Origin of the sequence: Micromonospora sp. S-DT3-3-22 (genome assembly GCF_015354745.1) — a bacterium.
GTDB classification, from domain to species: Bacteria; Actinomycetota; Actinomycetes; order Mycobacteriales; family Micromonosporaceae; genus Micromonospora; species Micromonospora wenchangensis.
This window is the reverse complement of the sequence record NZ_JACGMO010000011.1, coordinates 1-16,261: the sequence shown is the minus strand read 5'-3', so window position 1 is coordinate 16,261 and position 16,261 is coordinate 1. Positions and strand designations below refer to the sequence as shown.

The window sequence follows — 16,261 nt, the reverse complement described above, 5'->3', positions numbered from 1 at the left end:
ACGGCTGCGGTGGGCGACGACGTCGGCCGGCTCCGGGCCGCCGTGGTGGGCACCGGCCTGATCGGCGGGTCGATCCTGCTGCGCCTGCACGAGGCGGGCGTCCCGGTGACCGGCTGGGACCCGGACCCGGCGACCCGGGCCGAGGGCCGCCGCCGGGGCCTCGACTTCCCCGACGAGCTCGCCGACGCGGTCCGCGACCGGGACGTGGTGTTCCTCGGCGGCCCGCTGCCCAGCCTGCCGCAGACCCTGCTCACGGTGGCGGGGCTGACCGGCGACCGGTGCATCGTCACCGACGTGGGCAGCACCAAGGAGGCCGTCGCCGGGTTCGCCGGGGCGCACGGGTTGACCGGCCGGTTCGTCCCCGGGCACCCGATGGCCGGCACCGAACGGGCCGGGCTCACCGCCGCCCGGGCCGGCCTGTTCGCCGACGCGGCCTGGGTGCTCTGCCCGAGCGTCGACGGGCTGGTGCCGTTCCGGGCGCTGGTCGGGCTGGTGGTCGACGTCTTCGGCGCGCACGTCGTACCGATGTCGCCGCAGGTGCACGACCGGGTCGTCGCGCTGTCCTCGCACGTGCCGCACCTGCTGGCCGGCGGTCTGGCCGGGGCCGCCGCCGACTCGACGGTGCGCGACGCGGTGGTCCGGCTCGCCGCCGGCAGCTTCCGTGACGGAACCCGGGTGGCGACCACCCCGGCCCGGCGTACCGCCGCCATGCTGCTGGCCAACCGGGAGCAGGTGCTGCGGCAGTTGGCCGAGGTACGGGCCGCGCTCGACGCGCTCGCCGAGGCGGTCCGCGACGACGACCTGCCCACGCTGGTGGCCCACTACGAGCGGGCCGGCGCGGTGCGGACGGCCGGGTCGGGCCGGGAACTGCCCGTCCGCCGGACGTTCGACCTCGACGCCGACCCCGCCGGGGAGTTGGCGTTCGTCCGGTCGGTCGGCGAGTCCGGCGGACACCTGACCGGCTGCGCGGTGGCGCGGGCGACGGTGACGTACACCGGGCTGCGGCCGGCCTGACCGCGCGGAAACCGGCGGCGCGCCGACCGCGCCGCTAGGGTGGGTGCGTGGCGGACGGACCGGTGGTGGCGGTGCGCGGTGAGGCGTACCGGGAGGTGCCGCCCGAACTGGCCCGCTTCGAGGTGACCGCGACGGCCCGGGAACGGGACCGTCAGGTCGCGTTGGCCCGGCTCGCCGAGCGGGCCGCCGCCGTCCGGGTGCTGCTCGACGAGCACGAGCCGGCGGTGGACCGCCGGGAGGCCGGTGAGCTGCGGGTCCGCCCCGAGACGAACCGGTCCGGCGAGCGGGTCGTCGGCTACCTCGGCAGCGTCTCCACCACGGTCACCGTCACCGACTTCGGCTCCCTGGCCGAGCTGATGCTGCGGCTGGCCGAGCTGGACCACGTCGAGGTGGCCGGCCCCTGGTGGTCGTTGCGCCCGGACAGCCCGGCCCACCGGGAGGCCCGGCACGCGGCGATCGCCGACGCGCTGCGCCGGGCCCGGGAGTACGCCGAGGCGCTCGGCGCGCGGGTGACCGCGCTGCGGGAGCTGGCCGACACCGACGAGGGCTCCGGCGCGGGCGGGGCGATGTTCGCCCGCCAGGCCCGCCAGGGTGGCCCGCCGGAGCTGGACCTGGACCCCCGTCCGCAGTCGGTGCACGCGGTGGTGCGGGCCCGGTTCACCATCAGCGAGCCGGTCCTGAGCTGATGCCCGGGGCGCGTCCGTTCTCCCTCGACGACCTGGTGGCCCGGGCCCGGTCGCTGGCCGACGCCGGCCCCCGGCAGCTGCTGGGCATCGCCGGTGCGCCCGGGGCGGGCAAGTCCACCCTGGCCGAGCGGATCGTCGCGGCGGTCGGTCCGAGCGCCCGGCTGGTGCCGATGGACGGCTTCCACCTCGCCCAGGCGGAGCTGGTCCGGTTGGGCCGGGCGGACCGCAAGGGCGCGGTCGACACCTTCGACGCCAACGGGTACGTGTCGCTGCTGCGCCGGTTGCGCCGGTTGGAGCCGACCGCCGTGTACGCGCCGCTGTTCCGCCGCGACCTGGAGGAGCCGGTGGCCGGGGCCGTGGAGGTGCCGCCCTCGGTCCGGCTGGTGGTGACCGAGGGCAACTACCTGCTGCTCGCCGAGCCGCCGTGGGACGAGGTGCGGTCGTTGCTGCACGAGGCGTGGTTCCTCGACCTGGACGCCGGGGCACGGCTGCGCCGGCTGGTGGCGCGGCACGTGGCGTACGGGCGGTCGCCGGAGGCGGCGCAGGCCTGGGCGTACGGCAGCGACGAGGCGAACGCCGCCGTGGTGGCGGGCACCGCCGACCGGGCCGACCTGGTGGTCCGGTCAACCGACCCGGGGTGACGGGACGGTACGTCGCAGCAGCCGGGCCACCAGGGCCCGTTCCCGGTGGAACTCCCACGCCTCCGGGTAGCCGCTGTGGTTGCGGATCGGCGGGTCGGCGACCTCGCCCCCGCTGGGGTGCAGCGCCTCCGGGTCGGTCACCGGCACGTCCCGTTCCCCGGCGTTGACCTGCCAGCCGAGCGGGTCGGTGTCCCGCCAGAAGTTGGTCCACGCGACGTGGCCGGAGGGCCAGGTCAGGCTGTCGGCGAGCACCCGGAGCCGGGCCGGGCCGAAGTAGGCGGGGAAGACCCGCCCGTAGAGGCGGGTGAGCTGGCAGCCGTACGACAGGAACCAGATCCGTCGCCGCCACCGGGTCGGCAGTTGGAGCACCGTCGCCGCGCAGATCACCGTGCCCTGGCTGTGGCCGGAGAGGATCACCCCGTCCATCCGGCGCGGGTCGCGTTCGGCCAGCGCCAGGATGCCGGCGATCCGGGTCTGCAACTCGGGGACGGCGCGTTCGGCGTAGCTGGGCGGGGCGAGCGGGTGTGCGGCGCGCGGCCAGAAGGTGCCGACGTCCCAGAGCACCCCGACGCTGCGCCGGACGGTGTCGTTGCGGTAGACCAGCATGCCGAGGCCGGCGACCACCAGCGGCAGCCAGCCCAGCAGGGTGTCCCCGAGGTCGGCGGCGGCGTGCACCAGCCCCGGCCAGCCCGCCGCGCCGACCGGCGCCGGGCGGGTACGGCTTAGCGCCGCCACGCAGGACAGCGCCACCAGCACCGCCGCGATGGTGGCGTAGCAGCCGATCAGCCGTACCGCGTGCTCGCCGACCAGGCGGTGCAGCGCGCGGAAGGTGCTGACGTGCCGGCATCGGCGCAGGTCGTGCGCGGAGAGGGCCTGCCCGGCGGCGGTGAGCCGGGTGTATTCGACGCGGCGCAGCCGGTGGAAGAGCACCCCCGCGCGGACCAGCGTGCCGAGCAGTGCGGCGGTGGCGAGGGTGAAGGCCAGCCCGGCCCACATCACCGGCAGGGGCAGCACGATCGGGGAGAACCCGCTGGGTGAGGCGGCCCCGTCGAGCCGGTCGGTGACCCAGTAGAGCAGGCCGGCGCAGTAGGCGATGGCCATCATCCAGCCGAAGCCGGCGATCACCGCGGCCCCGCGTCCGGCCCAGGCGACGTCGGTGTGCACGCCGAGCGGTTGCTGGCCGGCGTCGCTGCCGGTGCGGGGCAGCAGCAGTCCGATCGCGGCGAGCGCGATGGCGGGTGCGGCGAGCATCCAGATCCGTAGCCCGTCGGGGGCGGCGGGGACGCCGGGCAGCCGACCGTCGAGCCAGGCCACGCCGAGGGGCAGCAGCACGGCGGCCGTGCCGGGGACGGGCAGCGCCCGTCGGCCGGACCGGGCGACCGTGCCGATGGCGAACAGCAGCAGCACCTGGTAGGTGGCGAGCCAGGCGACCAGCCCGTCGTAGCCGGGCAGCGAGTGGTCGGCGCGGCAGCCGGCGAGGCCGGGGTCGCGGGTGCAGCCGACCGGTGGGCGGAACTGCGCCAGCGGGGTGCCGGCGGGGCCGTCCGGCAGCAGCAGGAGGGTGAAGGTGCCGGTCAGCGCGAGGCCGGTGAGCAGGCCGACGGTGAGGCTCCACCGGCCGAGCGGGCTGGCCCCGCCGCGCCGGGTCAGCCAGGGGCGGCCCACCGCCACCACCGCGATCACCACGACCGTGACCAGGGCGGCGACGGTCGGGACGGCGACCACGGCCCGGACGCCCCGGGCCGGGTCCAGCACCAGCACCGCGCCGACGGGCACCGCCGCGGCGAGCGCCGCGCCGACGCACAGGTGCAGCACGGCGGCCCGGCGCAGCTGTCCCTCCCCGCCCCAGAAGGTGGGGTCCTGCAACGGGTTGGCCAGGTCGGGCGTCGGCTCGGCCGGGTGCTCCCCGTCGCCCGCCGGGGGTCGGGGTTCGGCGGGCATCTCGGCCTCGTACTGGTAGGTGCGCCAGGAGACGATGCCGAGCACCAGCAGCGTCGCCAGCGGCACCAGGAGGCCGACGGCGAGCGCGTGGGCGTCCGCGCGCCACCAGCCCCGGCCGAGGAACTCCCACGGGCCGGGCAGTTGCCGCAGGCACTCCTGGTCGACGCACTGCCAGGCGATCAGGTCGACGCCGATGCCGGTGGCGGCGAGTACCAGGGTGCCGGTGAGGCTGAGGCAGAACAGCCGGATCAGCCAGGCGGTGATGCCGGAGCGGCTGCCCCAGCGTTCGGTGTCCGGGTCGGGCGGGATGCCGGGGCGGGCGTACAGGGCGACGTTGGCGAGGGTGAACGGCAGCAGCAGCGTCCACAGGGCGCGTTCGACGTCCCGTGCGGTCCGCGCCCCCGAGGTCAACTGCCCCCAGCTGTACGCCTCGACGACGACGGGGTCGTCGGGGGCGGAGTCGCTGGCGCGGTAGAAGCCGGTGACGTCGCCGCCGGAGACGAGCCGGGGTTGCGGGCCGGTGCCGGTCGGGTCGGCGGGCAGGCCGAGGATCTGGTCGGGCGGGGTGTTGGACACGCCGTGTACCCGAAGTTCGAGTACCCGCTCGGCCATCGGTGCTCCCTGGTAACGAAGTCACTACCCAGAGTGCATCGGAATTTGCCGTTCGCCCACGGTTGCGTCGAGGTTTTCGCAGCTCAAGCTGTTATTGCAGGGTGCGGATCACCCGTGCGGGGTTACCCACGGCGACCACGTTGGGGGGTAGGTCGCGGGTGACCACCGCGCCCGCGCCGACCACCGTGTTCTCCCCGACGGTCACTCCGGCGAGGACGATCACCCCGCCGCCGAGCCAGACGTTGTCCCCGATGGTGATCGGCTGGGCGGCCTCCCACTTGGCCCTTCGCGCCCGGGCCTCGATGGGGTGGGTGGCGGTGAGCAGCTGCACGTTCGGTCCGATCTGGACGTCCGCGCCGATGGTGATCCGGGCGACGTCGAGCAGGACGGCGTTGAAGTTGACGAAGCTGCGGTCCCCGAGGTGGGTCTGCCAGCCGTAGTCGCAGTGCAGGGGTGGGCGTACCCAGGCGCCCTCGCCGACGCTGCCGAGCAGTTCGCGCAGGGCGGTGAGTCGGGCCTGCGGGTCGTGGGCGGGGCTGCGGTTGAAGCGTTCGGCCAGCCGCGCGGCGCGGTCGAGATCCGCGACGATCTCGGGATCGTCGGCGATGTACGGCTCGCCGGCGAGCATGCGTTCCCTCATGGACGTCACCAGGTGATCGTCGCCGATCGGGCGGCCCGGCGGGACGGAATCGGGTCGGTCGTGTCTCAGCAATGTGTCCGGACGGTCATCCCCCGGACTTCTTTTTGCATACCGAGTATGTAATTCTGAGGCATCGATGTGACTCGGTCGTCGCGAGGTAGCTGGTCATCTCGATGGCTCCTGTCATGTAGACGTCTTAGGAGGAGGTTCCGTTGCACCGAAGCAGAAGAACCGCGGCCGGCGGGCTGGTGCTCGCCCTGGCCCTCGGTCTGCCGGCGACGGGCGCGCACGCCGCGCCCGCCGGCCCCGCCGCGTCCCGGCCCGCCACGCCGGCCACCGGCGCCAGCACCGTCACCCTGATCACCGGGGACCAGGTCACCGTCACCCGCACCGGCGGCGCCGCTGTACGCCCCGGTGCCGGCCGGGAACACCAGCAGTTCCTGGTCCGCCGGGAACACGGCCACCTTTCCGTGGTGCCCCGCGACGCGGTGCCGCTGCTGCGCTCGGGGCAGGTCGACAGGCGGCTGTTCGACGTCACCGGCCTGATCGCCGCCCGCTACGACGACGCCCACCGCGACAACCTGCCGCTGCTGGTGTCGTACCGCCAGGGGCAGGCCCGACGCGGCGCGGCCGTGCTGCCGGGCACCCGGGTGACCCGCGACCTGCCGGCGATCCAGGGCGCGGCGCTGACCGCCGGCAAGTCCTCGACCGGCGCGGTCTGGTCGACGCTGACCGGCGGCGACGCCGGAGCCCGGCTCGACGCGGCAGGGGGCGTCGAGCGGATCTGGCTGGACGGTCGGCGCACGCTCTCCCTCGACCACAGCGTGCCCCAGATCGGCGCGCCCACCGCCTGGGCCGCCGGCTGGACCGGCAAGGGGGTGACCGTCGCGGTGCTGGACACCGGCATCGACGCCACCCACCCGGACCTCGCCGGCAAGGTCGGCGAGGCCCGCAACTTCAGCGACCTGCCCGACCAGCGGGACATCGTCGGGCACGGCACCCACGTCGCGTCCACCATCGCCGGCAGCGGTGCCGCCTCCGACGGGAAGTACAGGGGTGTCGCGCCGGACGCGACGCTGCTCGACGGCAAGGTCTGCGAGGAGTTCGGCTGCGCCGAGTCGGCGATCCTGGCCGGCATGCAGTGGGCCACCACCGAGAAGAAGGCCGCCGTGGTCAACATGAGCCTCGGCGGTGGCGACACCCCCGAGGTCGACCCGCTGGAGGAGGCCGTCCAGACGCTGACCGCCCAGACCGGCAGCCTCTTCGTCATCGCCGCCGGCAACGACGGCTCCGACGGCTCGGTCGGCTCGCCGTCCACCGCCGACGCCGCGCTCGCCGTCGGCGCGGTCGACCGGGACGACGAACTCGCCGACTTCTCCAGCCGCGGCCCCCGCGTCGGCGACGACGCGCTCAAGCCCGACATCACCGCCCCCGGCGTCGACATCGTGGCCGCCCGCTCCGTCGACGGCCAGATCGGCGACCCGGTCGGCACGAAGTACGTCGCGCTCTCCGGCACGTCGATGGCCACCCCGCACGTGGCCGGCTCGGTGGCGCTGCTCGCCCAGCAGCACCCGGGCTGGAAGGCCGGGCAGCTCAAGGCGACCCTGATGGCCGCCGCGAAGCCGCACCCGACGCAGACCGCCTACGAGCAGGGCGCCGGCCGGGTGGACCTGACCCGGGCGATCACCGAGCAGGTCACCACCGACCCGGTCAGCGTCTCGTTCGGCCGGGCCCTGTGGCCGCACGGCGACGACGCCCCGATCACCCGGACCGTCGCCTGGCACAACGGTGGCGCCACGCCGCTCACCCTCGACCTGACCGTCGAGGTCAAGGGGCCGGGCGGGAAGGCCGCACCGGCCGGCATGTTCACCCTCGGCGTCAACCGGATCACCGTCCCGGCCGGCGGCCGGGCCGAGACCACCGTCACCGCGAACACCCGGCTCGGCGTCGACGGCTACTGGACCGGCCGGGTCGTGGCCCGCTCCGGCGGCACCGTCGCGGTGACCCCGCTGGCCGTGCACCGGGAGGTGGAGAGCTACACCGTCACGCTCACCCACCTCGACCGGGGCGGCAAGCCGGGCGGCGACTACTCGACCGCCCTGGTCAACCTCGCCGACGGCGACGTACGCGACGTGTTCGAGGCCGACGGCGTCGTCGAGGTCCGGGTCCCCAAGGGCCGGTACGGGCTGAACAGCGTCTTCTTCGAGGCCGGCCCGGACGAGGAGTCGGGCGGGCTGGCCATGCTCGCCCAGCCGGAACTGGTGGTCGCCGGCGACACGGCGGTCACCATCGACCTGCGGAAGGCCAAGCCGGTACGGATGACCGTCCCGCAGGCCGACGCCCAGGTCGCCCTGGTCGACATCAGCGCCAACTACCTGCTGCCCGACGACGGCAGCTACGGGTTCGGCATCGTCTCCTTCGACACCTTCGACGGGCTGTCCACCGGCCAACTCGGCAAGACGGTGCCGGCCGACGAGTTCGTCACCACGATCAACAGCCAGTGGGCCGACCGGGAGGCCGAGAACAGCCCGTACCTGTACGCGCTCGGCGAGACCGTCCCGGGCAAGGTGCCCAGCGGGTTCGTCCGCGACTACCGGCGGGGCGACCTGGCCACGGTGGTGCACAAGTTCCGTGACCCGTACCCGAAGATGGAGGCCGAACGGCTGGTCTTCCCGAACAACGGCCTCAACCTCGGCGGCTGGGCGGTCGTCCTCCCCACCGACCTGCCCGGCCAGCGCACCGAGCACTACAGCACCAGGGGCGTGCGCTGGGAGTCCGAGCTCGACTTCGGCATCCGTGACCCGGAGGAGGGCTGGCTGGACGTCCAGGCGATCCTGCTGGGCCTGCCCACCAAATACCAGGCCGGCCGCCGGATCACCGAAACCTGGGGGACCGCGCCGCTCGGGCCGTCCCTGCCCGCCCCGCGCTGGCCGCAGGACGGCGTCACCCGGACCGGGGACACGATCGTGGTGAGCGTGGCGTTGCACAGCGACGCGGCGGGGCACCCCGGCGGGTCGCTGACCGACCGCGCCCGTACCGCCCTGTGGCGCAACGGCAAGCTGGTGGAGGAACTGGACAACCCGGGGTACGGCGAGTTCACCGTGCCGAAGGCGACCGGCGACTACAAGCTGACCGTCGAGGCGAAGCGGAGCCTCACCGACCTCGGCACCGAGGTGGAGGCGAGCTGGACGTTCCGCTCCGGGCACGTGGCCGGTGACACGCCGAAGCTGCTGCCGCTGTCGGAGATCCGGTTCACCCCGCAACTGAGGGTCGACAACACCGCCCCGGCCGGGCAGGTCTTCGCCGTCCCCGTGCAGGTACGGCGGCAGCCGGGCGCCGGCACCGCCAAGCTGGCGAAGCTCAGCGTCGACGTGTCGTACGACGGGGGGAGGACCTGGCGGCGGGCGACCGTGGTGAAGGTGCCGGGCCAGGGCACGGTGGCGCTGGTCAAGCACCCGGCGGGGGCCGGGTACGCGTCCCTGCGGGCGACCGCCCGGGACACCGAGGGCAACACCGCGAGCACCCGGATCATCCAGGCGTACCGCCTGAAGTGAACCGACGTCCGGGCCCGCGACGGTCTCGTCGCGGGCCCGGACCGGGCGGCTCAGTCGTTGGCGTGCAGGGCGGCGTTGAGCGTGATGCCCTGGCCGGTACGCGGCTTCGCCTCCAACGCCCCGGTCACCGAGTTGCGCCAGAACAGCAGGCCGTCGACGCCGGACAGCTCGCGGGCCTTCACCACCCGGCCGTCCGGCAGGGTGATCTTCGAGGCGGCGGTGATGTAGCAGCCGGCCTCGACCACGCAGTCGTCGCCGAGCGAGATGCCCACCCCGGCGTTCGCGCCGATCAGGCTCCGCGAGCCGATGCGCACCCGGTCGGTGCCGCCGCCGGAGAGGGTGCCCATGATCGACGCACCGCCGCCGATGTCGGAACCGTCACCGACCACCACGCCCTGCACGATCCGGCCCTCGACCATCGAGGTACCCAGCGTGCCGGCGTTGAAGTTGACGAAACCCTCGTGCATCACGGTGGTGCCGGCGGCGAGGTGCGCGCCGAGCCGGACCCGGTCCGCGTCGGCGATCCGCACCCCGGCGGGCACCACGTAGTCGGTCATCCGGGGGAACTTGTCCACCCCGTACACGGCCAGGTGGCGGCCGGCGGCCCGCTCGATCACCCGCAGCTCGTCCACCCGCTCCGGCGGGCACGGGCCGGCCGAGGTCCACGCGACGTTCGCCAGTTGGGCGAAGATGCCGTCGAGGTTCAGCTCGTTGGGCCGCACCAGGCGGTGCGAGAGCAGGTGCAGCCGCAGGTACGCGTCGGCGGCGTCCTTGATCGGCTCGTCCAGCGCGCCGATCACGGTGACCACCTGCACCGTACGCAGGCCCGGCAGGGCCCGCTCGCCGATCGCGCCGGGCGGCAGGTCCAGCACGTCGGCCTGGTCCTCGCCGGGGACCAGCGGCAGCTCACCCAGGCCCAGCTTGCCGGTCGGGTACCAGGTGTCGAGCACCTGCTCGGCGGCGGTCACGGTGGCCAGGCCGATACCCCAGGCGGATTGGGACGTCACTGTTCTACCCTCTCGTTCGCGGCTGCGGGGCCGGTGGGCTCACCCCTCACGCCCACCGTTCAGGACGGTACCGTGCGAATCATGGAGAACCCGCTGACCCCCGAGGTCCTGGCCGATCCGGTGGCGCTGACCCGTGCCCTCGTCGACATCGAGTCCGTCTCCCTCGACGAGAAGGCCATCGCCGACTGTGTCGAGGAGGTGCTGCGCCGGGTGCCGCACCTGAGCACCTTCCGGCACGGCAACACCGTGATGGCGCGGACGGATCTCGGCCGGTCCTCGCGGGTGGTGCTCGCCGGGCACCTGGACACGGTGCCGCACAACGACAACTTCCCGTCGACCATGCGCGGGGACCTGATGTACGGCTGCGGCACCTCCGACATGAAGTCCGGGGTGGCCTTCGCGCTGCACCTGGCGGTGACCCTGCCCGACCCCCGCTACGACGTGACGTACTTCTTCTACGAGGCCGAGGAGATCGAGTCCCGGTACAACGGGCTCACCCTGGTCGCCGAGGCGCACCCGGAGTGGCTCCGGGCCGACTTCGCGGTGCTGCTGGAGCCGACGTACGGCATCGTCGAGGCGGGCTGCCAGGGCACCATGCGGGCGATCGTCACGGTGCCGGGCGAGCGCGCCCACGCGGCCCGCTCCTGGCGCGGGGTCAACGCCATCCACGGCGCGGGCGAGGTGCTCCGCCGCCTCGGCGACTACCGGGCCCGCCGGGTCACCATCGACGGCTGCGACTACCGTGAGGGCCTCAACGCGGTACGGATCGACGGCGGCGTGGCCGGCAACGTCGTCCCCGACCGCTGCGAAATCGAGATCAACTACCGGTACGCCCCGGACCGGGACCCGGCGGCGGCCGAGGCGCACCTGCGGGAGGTCTTCGCCGGCTACGAACTGGCGATCACCGACGCGGCGGCCGGCGCGGCCCCGGGACTCGACGCGCCGGTGGCCCAGGAGTTCCTGGCGGCCGTGGGTGCCGCCCCGATCGGCAAGCTGGGCTGGACCGACGTGGCCCGGTTCGCGGCGATGGGCATCCCGGCGCTGAACTTCGGCCCCGGCGACCCCAACCTCGCCCACCACAGGGACGAACACGTCGAACTCACCAAGATCCGCGACGGCGCCGCCACCCTCCACCGCTGGCTGGCCCCCGCCTGACCCCGCCGGCCCCGCCCCGGGCTCGCTCCGCCCCGGGCCCGGCCCGGGTTCGCTCCGGTGATCAAGAAGTTTGCGTCATCGAGAGCGCTCTCCCGTGACGCAATTCTCTTGATCGCCGAGTGTGGCAGCGCCGGGGCGAAGGGGTTGGTGGCAACGGGCTGAGCTCGGCCGGTCACGGGAGTCGGGCCGGCGGGGCGTGGTGGGTGTGGTGAGGCCCCCGGGGTCGGGGGACCGCGGGGGCCTCGGTACGTACAGGTGAGGGTTCGGGTGGCCGGCCAGGGGTGTGAGGCGGCGGCCGGCCGGGTGGTGCGGGTCGGGCTGGTGGTGTCAGACGGTGGTGAGGCGGGGACTGTCGGGCTCGGTGGGCTCGACGGACGGGGCGGCCGGCTCCACCGGCACCTCCAACTGTCGGGCGCGGCGGCGCTCGGCCACCACCTCGTTGATCCTTCGCTGCATCTGCCGACGGATCCGCATCCGTTCGTTGTTGCTGATCACGCTTGCTCCTCCCCCGAAGGCGCGCGCCGGGCCATACCCGGTATGTGAATAGTAAGACGTACGGGCGACAGAATTAGTTGCCCAAGATCGCGAACTTTTTCTCCGACCCGTCGGCCGGCACCGCCCTGACGTGCGCCTCCACTACGGTGGCTGTCATGAGTCAGACCAACGGGCGGCAGTCGGGCCGCGATCCGGAGCGGCACCGGGGGGCGGTGACGCTGCGCCGTGGCGCGATCCCCACCAGCACCGCCGACCAGCGGTTGCTCGACTCCCGGGGGCGCAGCGACTGGAAGACCAAGGACGCCTGGCGCGCGCTGCGCATCCTCGCCGAGTTCGTCGAGGGCTTCGACACGTTGGCCGATCTGCCGCCCGCGGTGAGCGTCTTCGGCTCCGCCCGTAGTAAACCCGACAGTCCCGAGTGCCGGCTGGCCGAGGAGTTGGGCGCGGGGCTGGCCCGGGCCGGCTACGCGGTGATCACCGGTGGTGGACCCGGCGTCATGGAGGCGGCCAACCGGGGGGCCAGCGAGGCCGGTGGCCTCTCCGTCGGGCTGGGCATCGAACTCCCCTTCGAACAGGGGCTCAACGACTGGGTCGACCTGGCCATCGACTTCCGCTACTTCTTCGCCCGCAAGACCATGTTCGTCAAGTACGCCCAGGCGTTCGTCGTGCTGCCGGGCGGCTTCGGCACCATGGACGAGCTGTTCGAGGCACTCACCCTGGTGCAGACCGGCAAGGTGACCCGCTTCCCGGTGGTGCTCATGGGCACCGACTACTGGCGGGGCCTGCTCGACTGGCTGCGGGACAGCATGGCCGCCGAGGGCAAGATCGGCCCGGTGGACCTGGAGCTGATCTGCCTCACCGACGACGTCGACGCGGCGGTACGGCACATCGTCGAGGCCGAGGCGGCGCTCGCCGTCGACCAGGAGGCGGTACGCGAGGAGGCGGTGGCGCGTACCGCAGCCGACCAGCAGGCCGCCCGCCGGGCCGCCGACACCAACACCCCCTCCCCGGGTACGCCGTCCCACGGCACCGGGGCCGGTGGCGCGGGCCGGGGCGTGGTCGACGGTCGGGAGGGCTGAGCCGGTGGCGGCGATCTGTGTCTTCTGCGCGTCCTCCCGCACCCTCGACCAGCGCTGGCTGGATCTGGCCGCCGAGACCGGGGCGGAGCTGGCCCGGCGCGGTCACACGCTGGTCAGCGGCGGCGGCTGTGTCGGGATGATGGGCGCGCTCGTCGACGGGGCGCGGGCGGCCGGTGGGCGCACCGTCGGGGTGATCCCGCAGGCGCTGGTGGACCTGGAGGTCGCCGACCTGGCCTCGGACGAACTGCTGGTCACCGACGGCATGGCCGGCCGCAAGACCATCATGATCGACAAGTCGGACGCGTTCCTCACCCTGCCCGGCGGCCTGGGCACCCTGGACGAGCTGTTCGAGGTCTGGACCACCGCCACCCTGGCCATGCACACCAAGCCGATGGTGCTGGTCGACACCGACGGCTTCTACCGCCCGCTGCTCGACTGGCTGGGCACGATCACCGACCAGACCTTCCTCAAGCCCGCCGGCCTGGACCTGCTCACGGTCACCCCGACCGTCGCCGCCGCGCTCGACGCCCTGGAGGCCCGGCTGCCCTGACCGGGGGCCGGGCTGGGCCACGGTCGGCCCGAGGCACGCCGGGCCGGGTCAGACCCGGGCGGGGTGGTGCGGTGGGTGGTGTCGTACCGACATGGTGGGATGTGGGGGTGCAGGGGTACCGGCTGGTGCGCCGACCTGCCGGACCGGGCCCGCAGGACGGGCGGTCCGCCGCGGACGTTCGGGGGGACGGTCGGCACGGCGGGCCGGCCGAGGGGCCGGGCCGGGCCGGTGCGGGCGTCGAGGGGGAGCCGCGGCCCGGGGGGCCGACGGGCGATGCCGTGCGCCCCGCCGGGAGGCCACCGGCCCGGGGTCCGGCGGGCGATGCCGTGCGCCCCGACGGGCGCCGGCACGACCCGCTCCAGGCGGAGGTGGTGGCGCACACCGACGGGCCGATGCTGGTCCTCGGCGGGCCGGGCACCGGCAAGACCGGCACCCTGGTCGAGGCGGTCGCCGCCCGGGTCGCCGAGGGGGTCGACCCGGAACGCCTGCTGGTGCTCACCTTCAGCCGTCGGCAGGCCACCGGGCTGCGGCACCGGATCGAGGCCCGGATCGCCGCCGACGGCCACCGGGTGCTGCGGGAGCCGCTGGTACGCACCTTCCCGGCGTACGCCTTCGGGCTGCTGCGCCGGGCCGCCGCCGAGCGGGGCGAACCGTCCCCCCGGCTGCTCACCGGCCCCGAACAGGATCTGATCATCCGGGAACTGCTCGACGTCGTCGGCGGCGAACCCGACGACGACCCGGTCGGCTGGCCGGACGACCTGCTCCCCGCCCTGCGTACCCGGGCGTTCGCCGCCCAGCTGCGTGACCTGCTGATGCGCGCCGCCGAACGCGGCGTCGGGCCGGTCGAGCTGGCCCGGCTGGGGGAGAAGCTGGGCCGCGCCGACTGGCCGGCCGCCGCCCGCTTCCTGCGGGAGTACGTCGCCGTCCTCGCCCTGCGTGACGTCGGCAACCGGGGTTCCGTGGCGTACGACCCGGCCGAGCTGGTGCGGGCGGCCACCGGCATGCTCCTCGACGATCCGGAGCTGCTGGCGGCCGAACGTCGCCGGCTGGCCCACGTCTACGTCGACGAGCTGGCCGACACCGACCCGGCCCAACAGGACCTGCTGGCCGTCCTGGCCGGGGGCGGCCGGTCCCTGGTGGCGTTCGCCGACCCGGACTCCTCCACGTACGCCTTCCGGGGTGCCGACCCGGCCGTGGTGACCGCCTTCCCGCACCGGTTCCGCACCGCCTCCGGGGCACCGGCGGCACAGGTCACCCTCACCACCTCGTACCGGGCCGGCGCGGTGCTGCTCGGGGCCACCGGTCGACTCGCCCGGCGGCTGCGTGGCCCGGCCGGGCACCGGCGGCTTCGCCCCCTGCCCGACGCGCCGCCCGGCAGCGTCGAGGTGCGTACCTTCCGCTCGGCCACCAGCGAGGCCGCCTGGCTGGCCCACGCGCTGCGCTCCGCCCATCTGCTCGACGGGGTGCCCTGGTCGGCGATGGCGGTGCTGGTCCGCTCGACCCACCTGCACCTGCCGTCGCTGCGTCGGGCGCTGCACACCGCCGGGGTGCCCACCGTCGTGCACGGCGAGGACCTGCCGCTGCACCTGCAACCGGCGGTCGCCCCGCTGCTGCTCCTGCTGCGCTGCGCGCTCGAACCGGCCCGGCTCGACGAGGAGTCCGCGATCGCGCTGCTGCACTCGCCGCTGGGCGGGGCCGACCCGCTCGCCGAGCGGCGGCTGCGCCAGGGGCTGCGGGCGCTCGCGCTGGCCCGGGGTGACCGGCGGCCCTCCGGTGAGCTGATCGTCGAGGCGCTGGCCGACCCGGCGGAGCTGGCCGGCATCGAACGGCGCTGGGTCGAACCGGCCCGTACGGTCGCGGAGCTGCTCGCCACCGCGCGGACGGCGGCGGCCGTGCCCGGGGCGACCGCCGAGGACGTGCTCTGGGCGGTGTGGGAATCCAGTGGGCTCGCCGAACGCTGGGCCGGGGCGGTCAACCGGGGGCGGGCGGCCACCGGGGAGCACGAGACCGCCCAGCGCTGGCGGGCCGAGGCCGCCGACCGGGACCTCGATGCGGTGCTGGTCCTCTTCGACGCGGCGGCCCGGTTCGTCGACCGGCTGCCCGGCGCGCGGACCGAGGTCTTCCTCGACCACGTCCTCGGCCAGGACCTGCCGGCCGACACCCTGGCGGCCAGCGCCGACCGGGGTGAGGCCGTCCGCCTGCTCACCGCGCACGCGGCCAAGGGCCTGGAGTGGGACCTGGTCGCGGTGGCCGGGGTGCAGGAGGGCGTCTGGCCCGACCTGCGGCTGCGGGGCAGCCTGCTCGGCTCCGAACGGCTGGTCGACGTGCTGGTCGGCCGGGCGGACGGCACCGGCGCCCGGGCCAGCCTGGTCGGGCAGACCTCCGCCCTGCTCGACGAGGAACGCCGGCTGTTCCACGTCGCGGTGACCCGGGCCCGGCATCGGCTGCTGGTCACCGCCGTGGCCTCGGCCGCCGTCGGCGGCGACGACCACGAGGAGCAGCCCAGCCGCTTCCTGCACGAACTCGGCGTCACCGACCAGGACGGGAACGGCCCCACCGGAACCGGCCCCACCCCGCCCGGCCCCGCCACATCGGCACTTTCCCGCCACGATCCGCTGGCTACCCGGAGCGACGGGGACGGCGCGGGAGACGAAGCGGGTCGGTCATCCGACGGGGAACCCGGGGAGGTGGGCGAGAACCTGCCCGGGGGGCCGGATGAGAACCTGCCCGGGGACGCCGGGGACGGCCCGGCCGGGGAGCTGCCCGTGGGGCGGCCACCCCGGGCGCTCACCCTCTCCGCGCTGGTGGCGGAGCTGCGTACCGCGGTCGTCGACCCGGCGGCGTCGGTGGCCCGGCGGCGCGCGGCGGCGGCCGAACTGGCCCGGCT

11 protein-coding genes and 1 pseudogene are annotated in these 16,261 nt (G+C 74.8%); 8 read left to right on the top strand and 4 right to left on the bottom strand.

Annotated elements, in window-relative coordinates:
* Positions 1–9: 9 nt before the first annotated feature.
* Genes H1A17_RS04805 through H1A17_RS04795 form a run of 3 tightly spaced genes read left to right on the top strand, consistent with a single transcriptional unit; the run spans position 10 to position 2,341 of the window.
* On the top strand, positions 10–1,014 hold the full coding sequence (locus tag H1A17_RS04805) for a prephenate dehydrogenase/arogenate dehydrogenase family protein (protein ID WP_145921607.1): 1,005 nt from the start codon (positions 10–12) through the stop codon (positions 1,012–1,014).
* A gap of 47 nt (positions 1,015–1,061) precedes the next feature.
* Entirely contained in the window at positions 1,062–1,700 is a 639-nt protein-coding gene (locus H1A17_RS04800; RefSeq protein WP_145921606.1) for an SIMPL domain-containing protein, read from the top strand.
* The gene (locus H1A17_RS04795; RefSeq protein ID WP_145921605.1) at positions 1,700–2,341 is read left to right on the top strand and encodes a nucleoside/nucleotide kinase family protein; all 642 of its coding nucleotides are present in this window, start codon (positions 1,700–1,702) and stop codon (positions 2,339–2,341) included. The genes H1A17_RS04800 and H1A17_RS04795 overlap by 1 nt, the downstream gene beginning before the upstream one ends.
* On the opposite strand, the gene H1A17_RS04790 is transcribed toward H1A17_RS04795, so the two are convergent.
* Together H1A17_RS04790 and H1A17_RS04785 are read right to left on the bottom strand one after the other, a co-directional pair.
* Entirely contained in the window at positions 2,324–4,894 is a 2,571-nt protein-coding gene (locus tag H1A17_RS04790) for a hypothetical protein (RefSeq protein WP_194821163.1), read from the bottom strand. The two genes, H1A17_RS04795 and H1A17_RS04790, sit on opposite strands and share 18 nt — an antisense overlap.
* 91 nt (positions 4,895–4,985) lie before the next feature.
* Positions 4,986–5,543: a sugar O-acetyltransferase gene (locus H1A17_RS04785; protein ID WP_309236701.1), complete on the bottom strand. Its 558-nt coding sequence runs from the start codon at positions 5,541–5,543 to the stop codon at positions 4,986–4,988.
* Positions 5,544–5,746: 203 nt separating this feature from the next.
* Between H1A17_RS04785 and H1A17_RS04780 the strand changes: the two genes are divergently transcribed.
* Positions 5,747–9,088 carry a S8 family serine peptidase gene (locus H1A17_RS04780; protein WP_228542946.1) on the top strand — a complete coding sequence of 1,114 codons (3,342 nt, stop codon included), beginning with the start codon at positions 5,747–5,749 and terminating at the stop codon, positions 9,086–9,088.
* Positions 9,089–9,138: 50 nt separating this feature from the next.
* Here the strand turns inward: H1A17_RS04780 and dapD are convergent, their stop codons facing one another.
* Positions 9,139–10,095, bottom strand: coding sequence for a 2,3,4,5-tetrahydropyridine-2,6-dicarboxylate N-succinyltransferase (gene dapD, locus H1A17_RS04775; RefSeq protein ID WP_194821162.1), 957 nt, complete (start codon positions 10,093–10,095; stop codon positions 9,139–9,141).
* Between the two features lie 81 nt (positions 10,096–10,176).
* Between dapD and dapE the strand changes: the two genes are divergently transcribed.
* Positions 10,177–11,250, top strand: a complete 1,074-nt coding sequence (gene dapE / locus H1A17_RS04770; protein ID WP_145921600.1) for a succinyl-diaminopimelate desuccinylase — start codon at positions 10,177–10,179, stop codon at positions 11,248–11,250.
* A gap of 327 nt (positions 11,251–11,577) precedes the next feature.
* On the opposite strand, the gene H1A17_RS04765 is transcribed toward dapE, so the two are convergent.
* Positions 11,578–11,745: a hypothetical protein gene (locus tag H1A17_RS04765; protein WP_158224170.1), complete on the bottom strand. Its 168-nt coding sequence runs from the start codon at positions 11,743–11,745 to the stop codon at positions 11,578–11,580.
* Between the two features lie 155 nt (positions 11,746–11,900).
* Here H1A17_RS04765 and H1A17_RS04760 point away from each other — a divergent pair.
* The 3 genes and pseudogenes from H1A17_RS04760 to H1A17_RS04750 all read left to right on the top strand — a co-directional run.
* Positions 11,901–12,722 (top strand): annotated as a pseudogene (locus H1A17_RS04760) (TIGR00730 family Rossman fold protein); the annotation flags it as partial.
* 106 nt (positions 12,723–12,828) lie between these two features.
* The gene (locus H1A17_RS04755) at positions 12,829–13,374 is read left to right on the top strand and encodes a TIGR00730 family Rossman fold protein (RefSeq protein WP_145921599.1); all 546 of its coding nucleotides are present in this window, start codon (positions 12,829–12,831) and stop codon (positions 13,372–13,374) included.
* A gap of 278 nt (positions 13,375–13,652) precedes the next feature.
* A partial coding sequence (locus H1A17_RS04750) for an ATP-dependent helicase (protein ID WP_375372789.1) occupies positions 13,653–16,261 on the top strand: 2,609 nt, incomplete at its 3' end.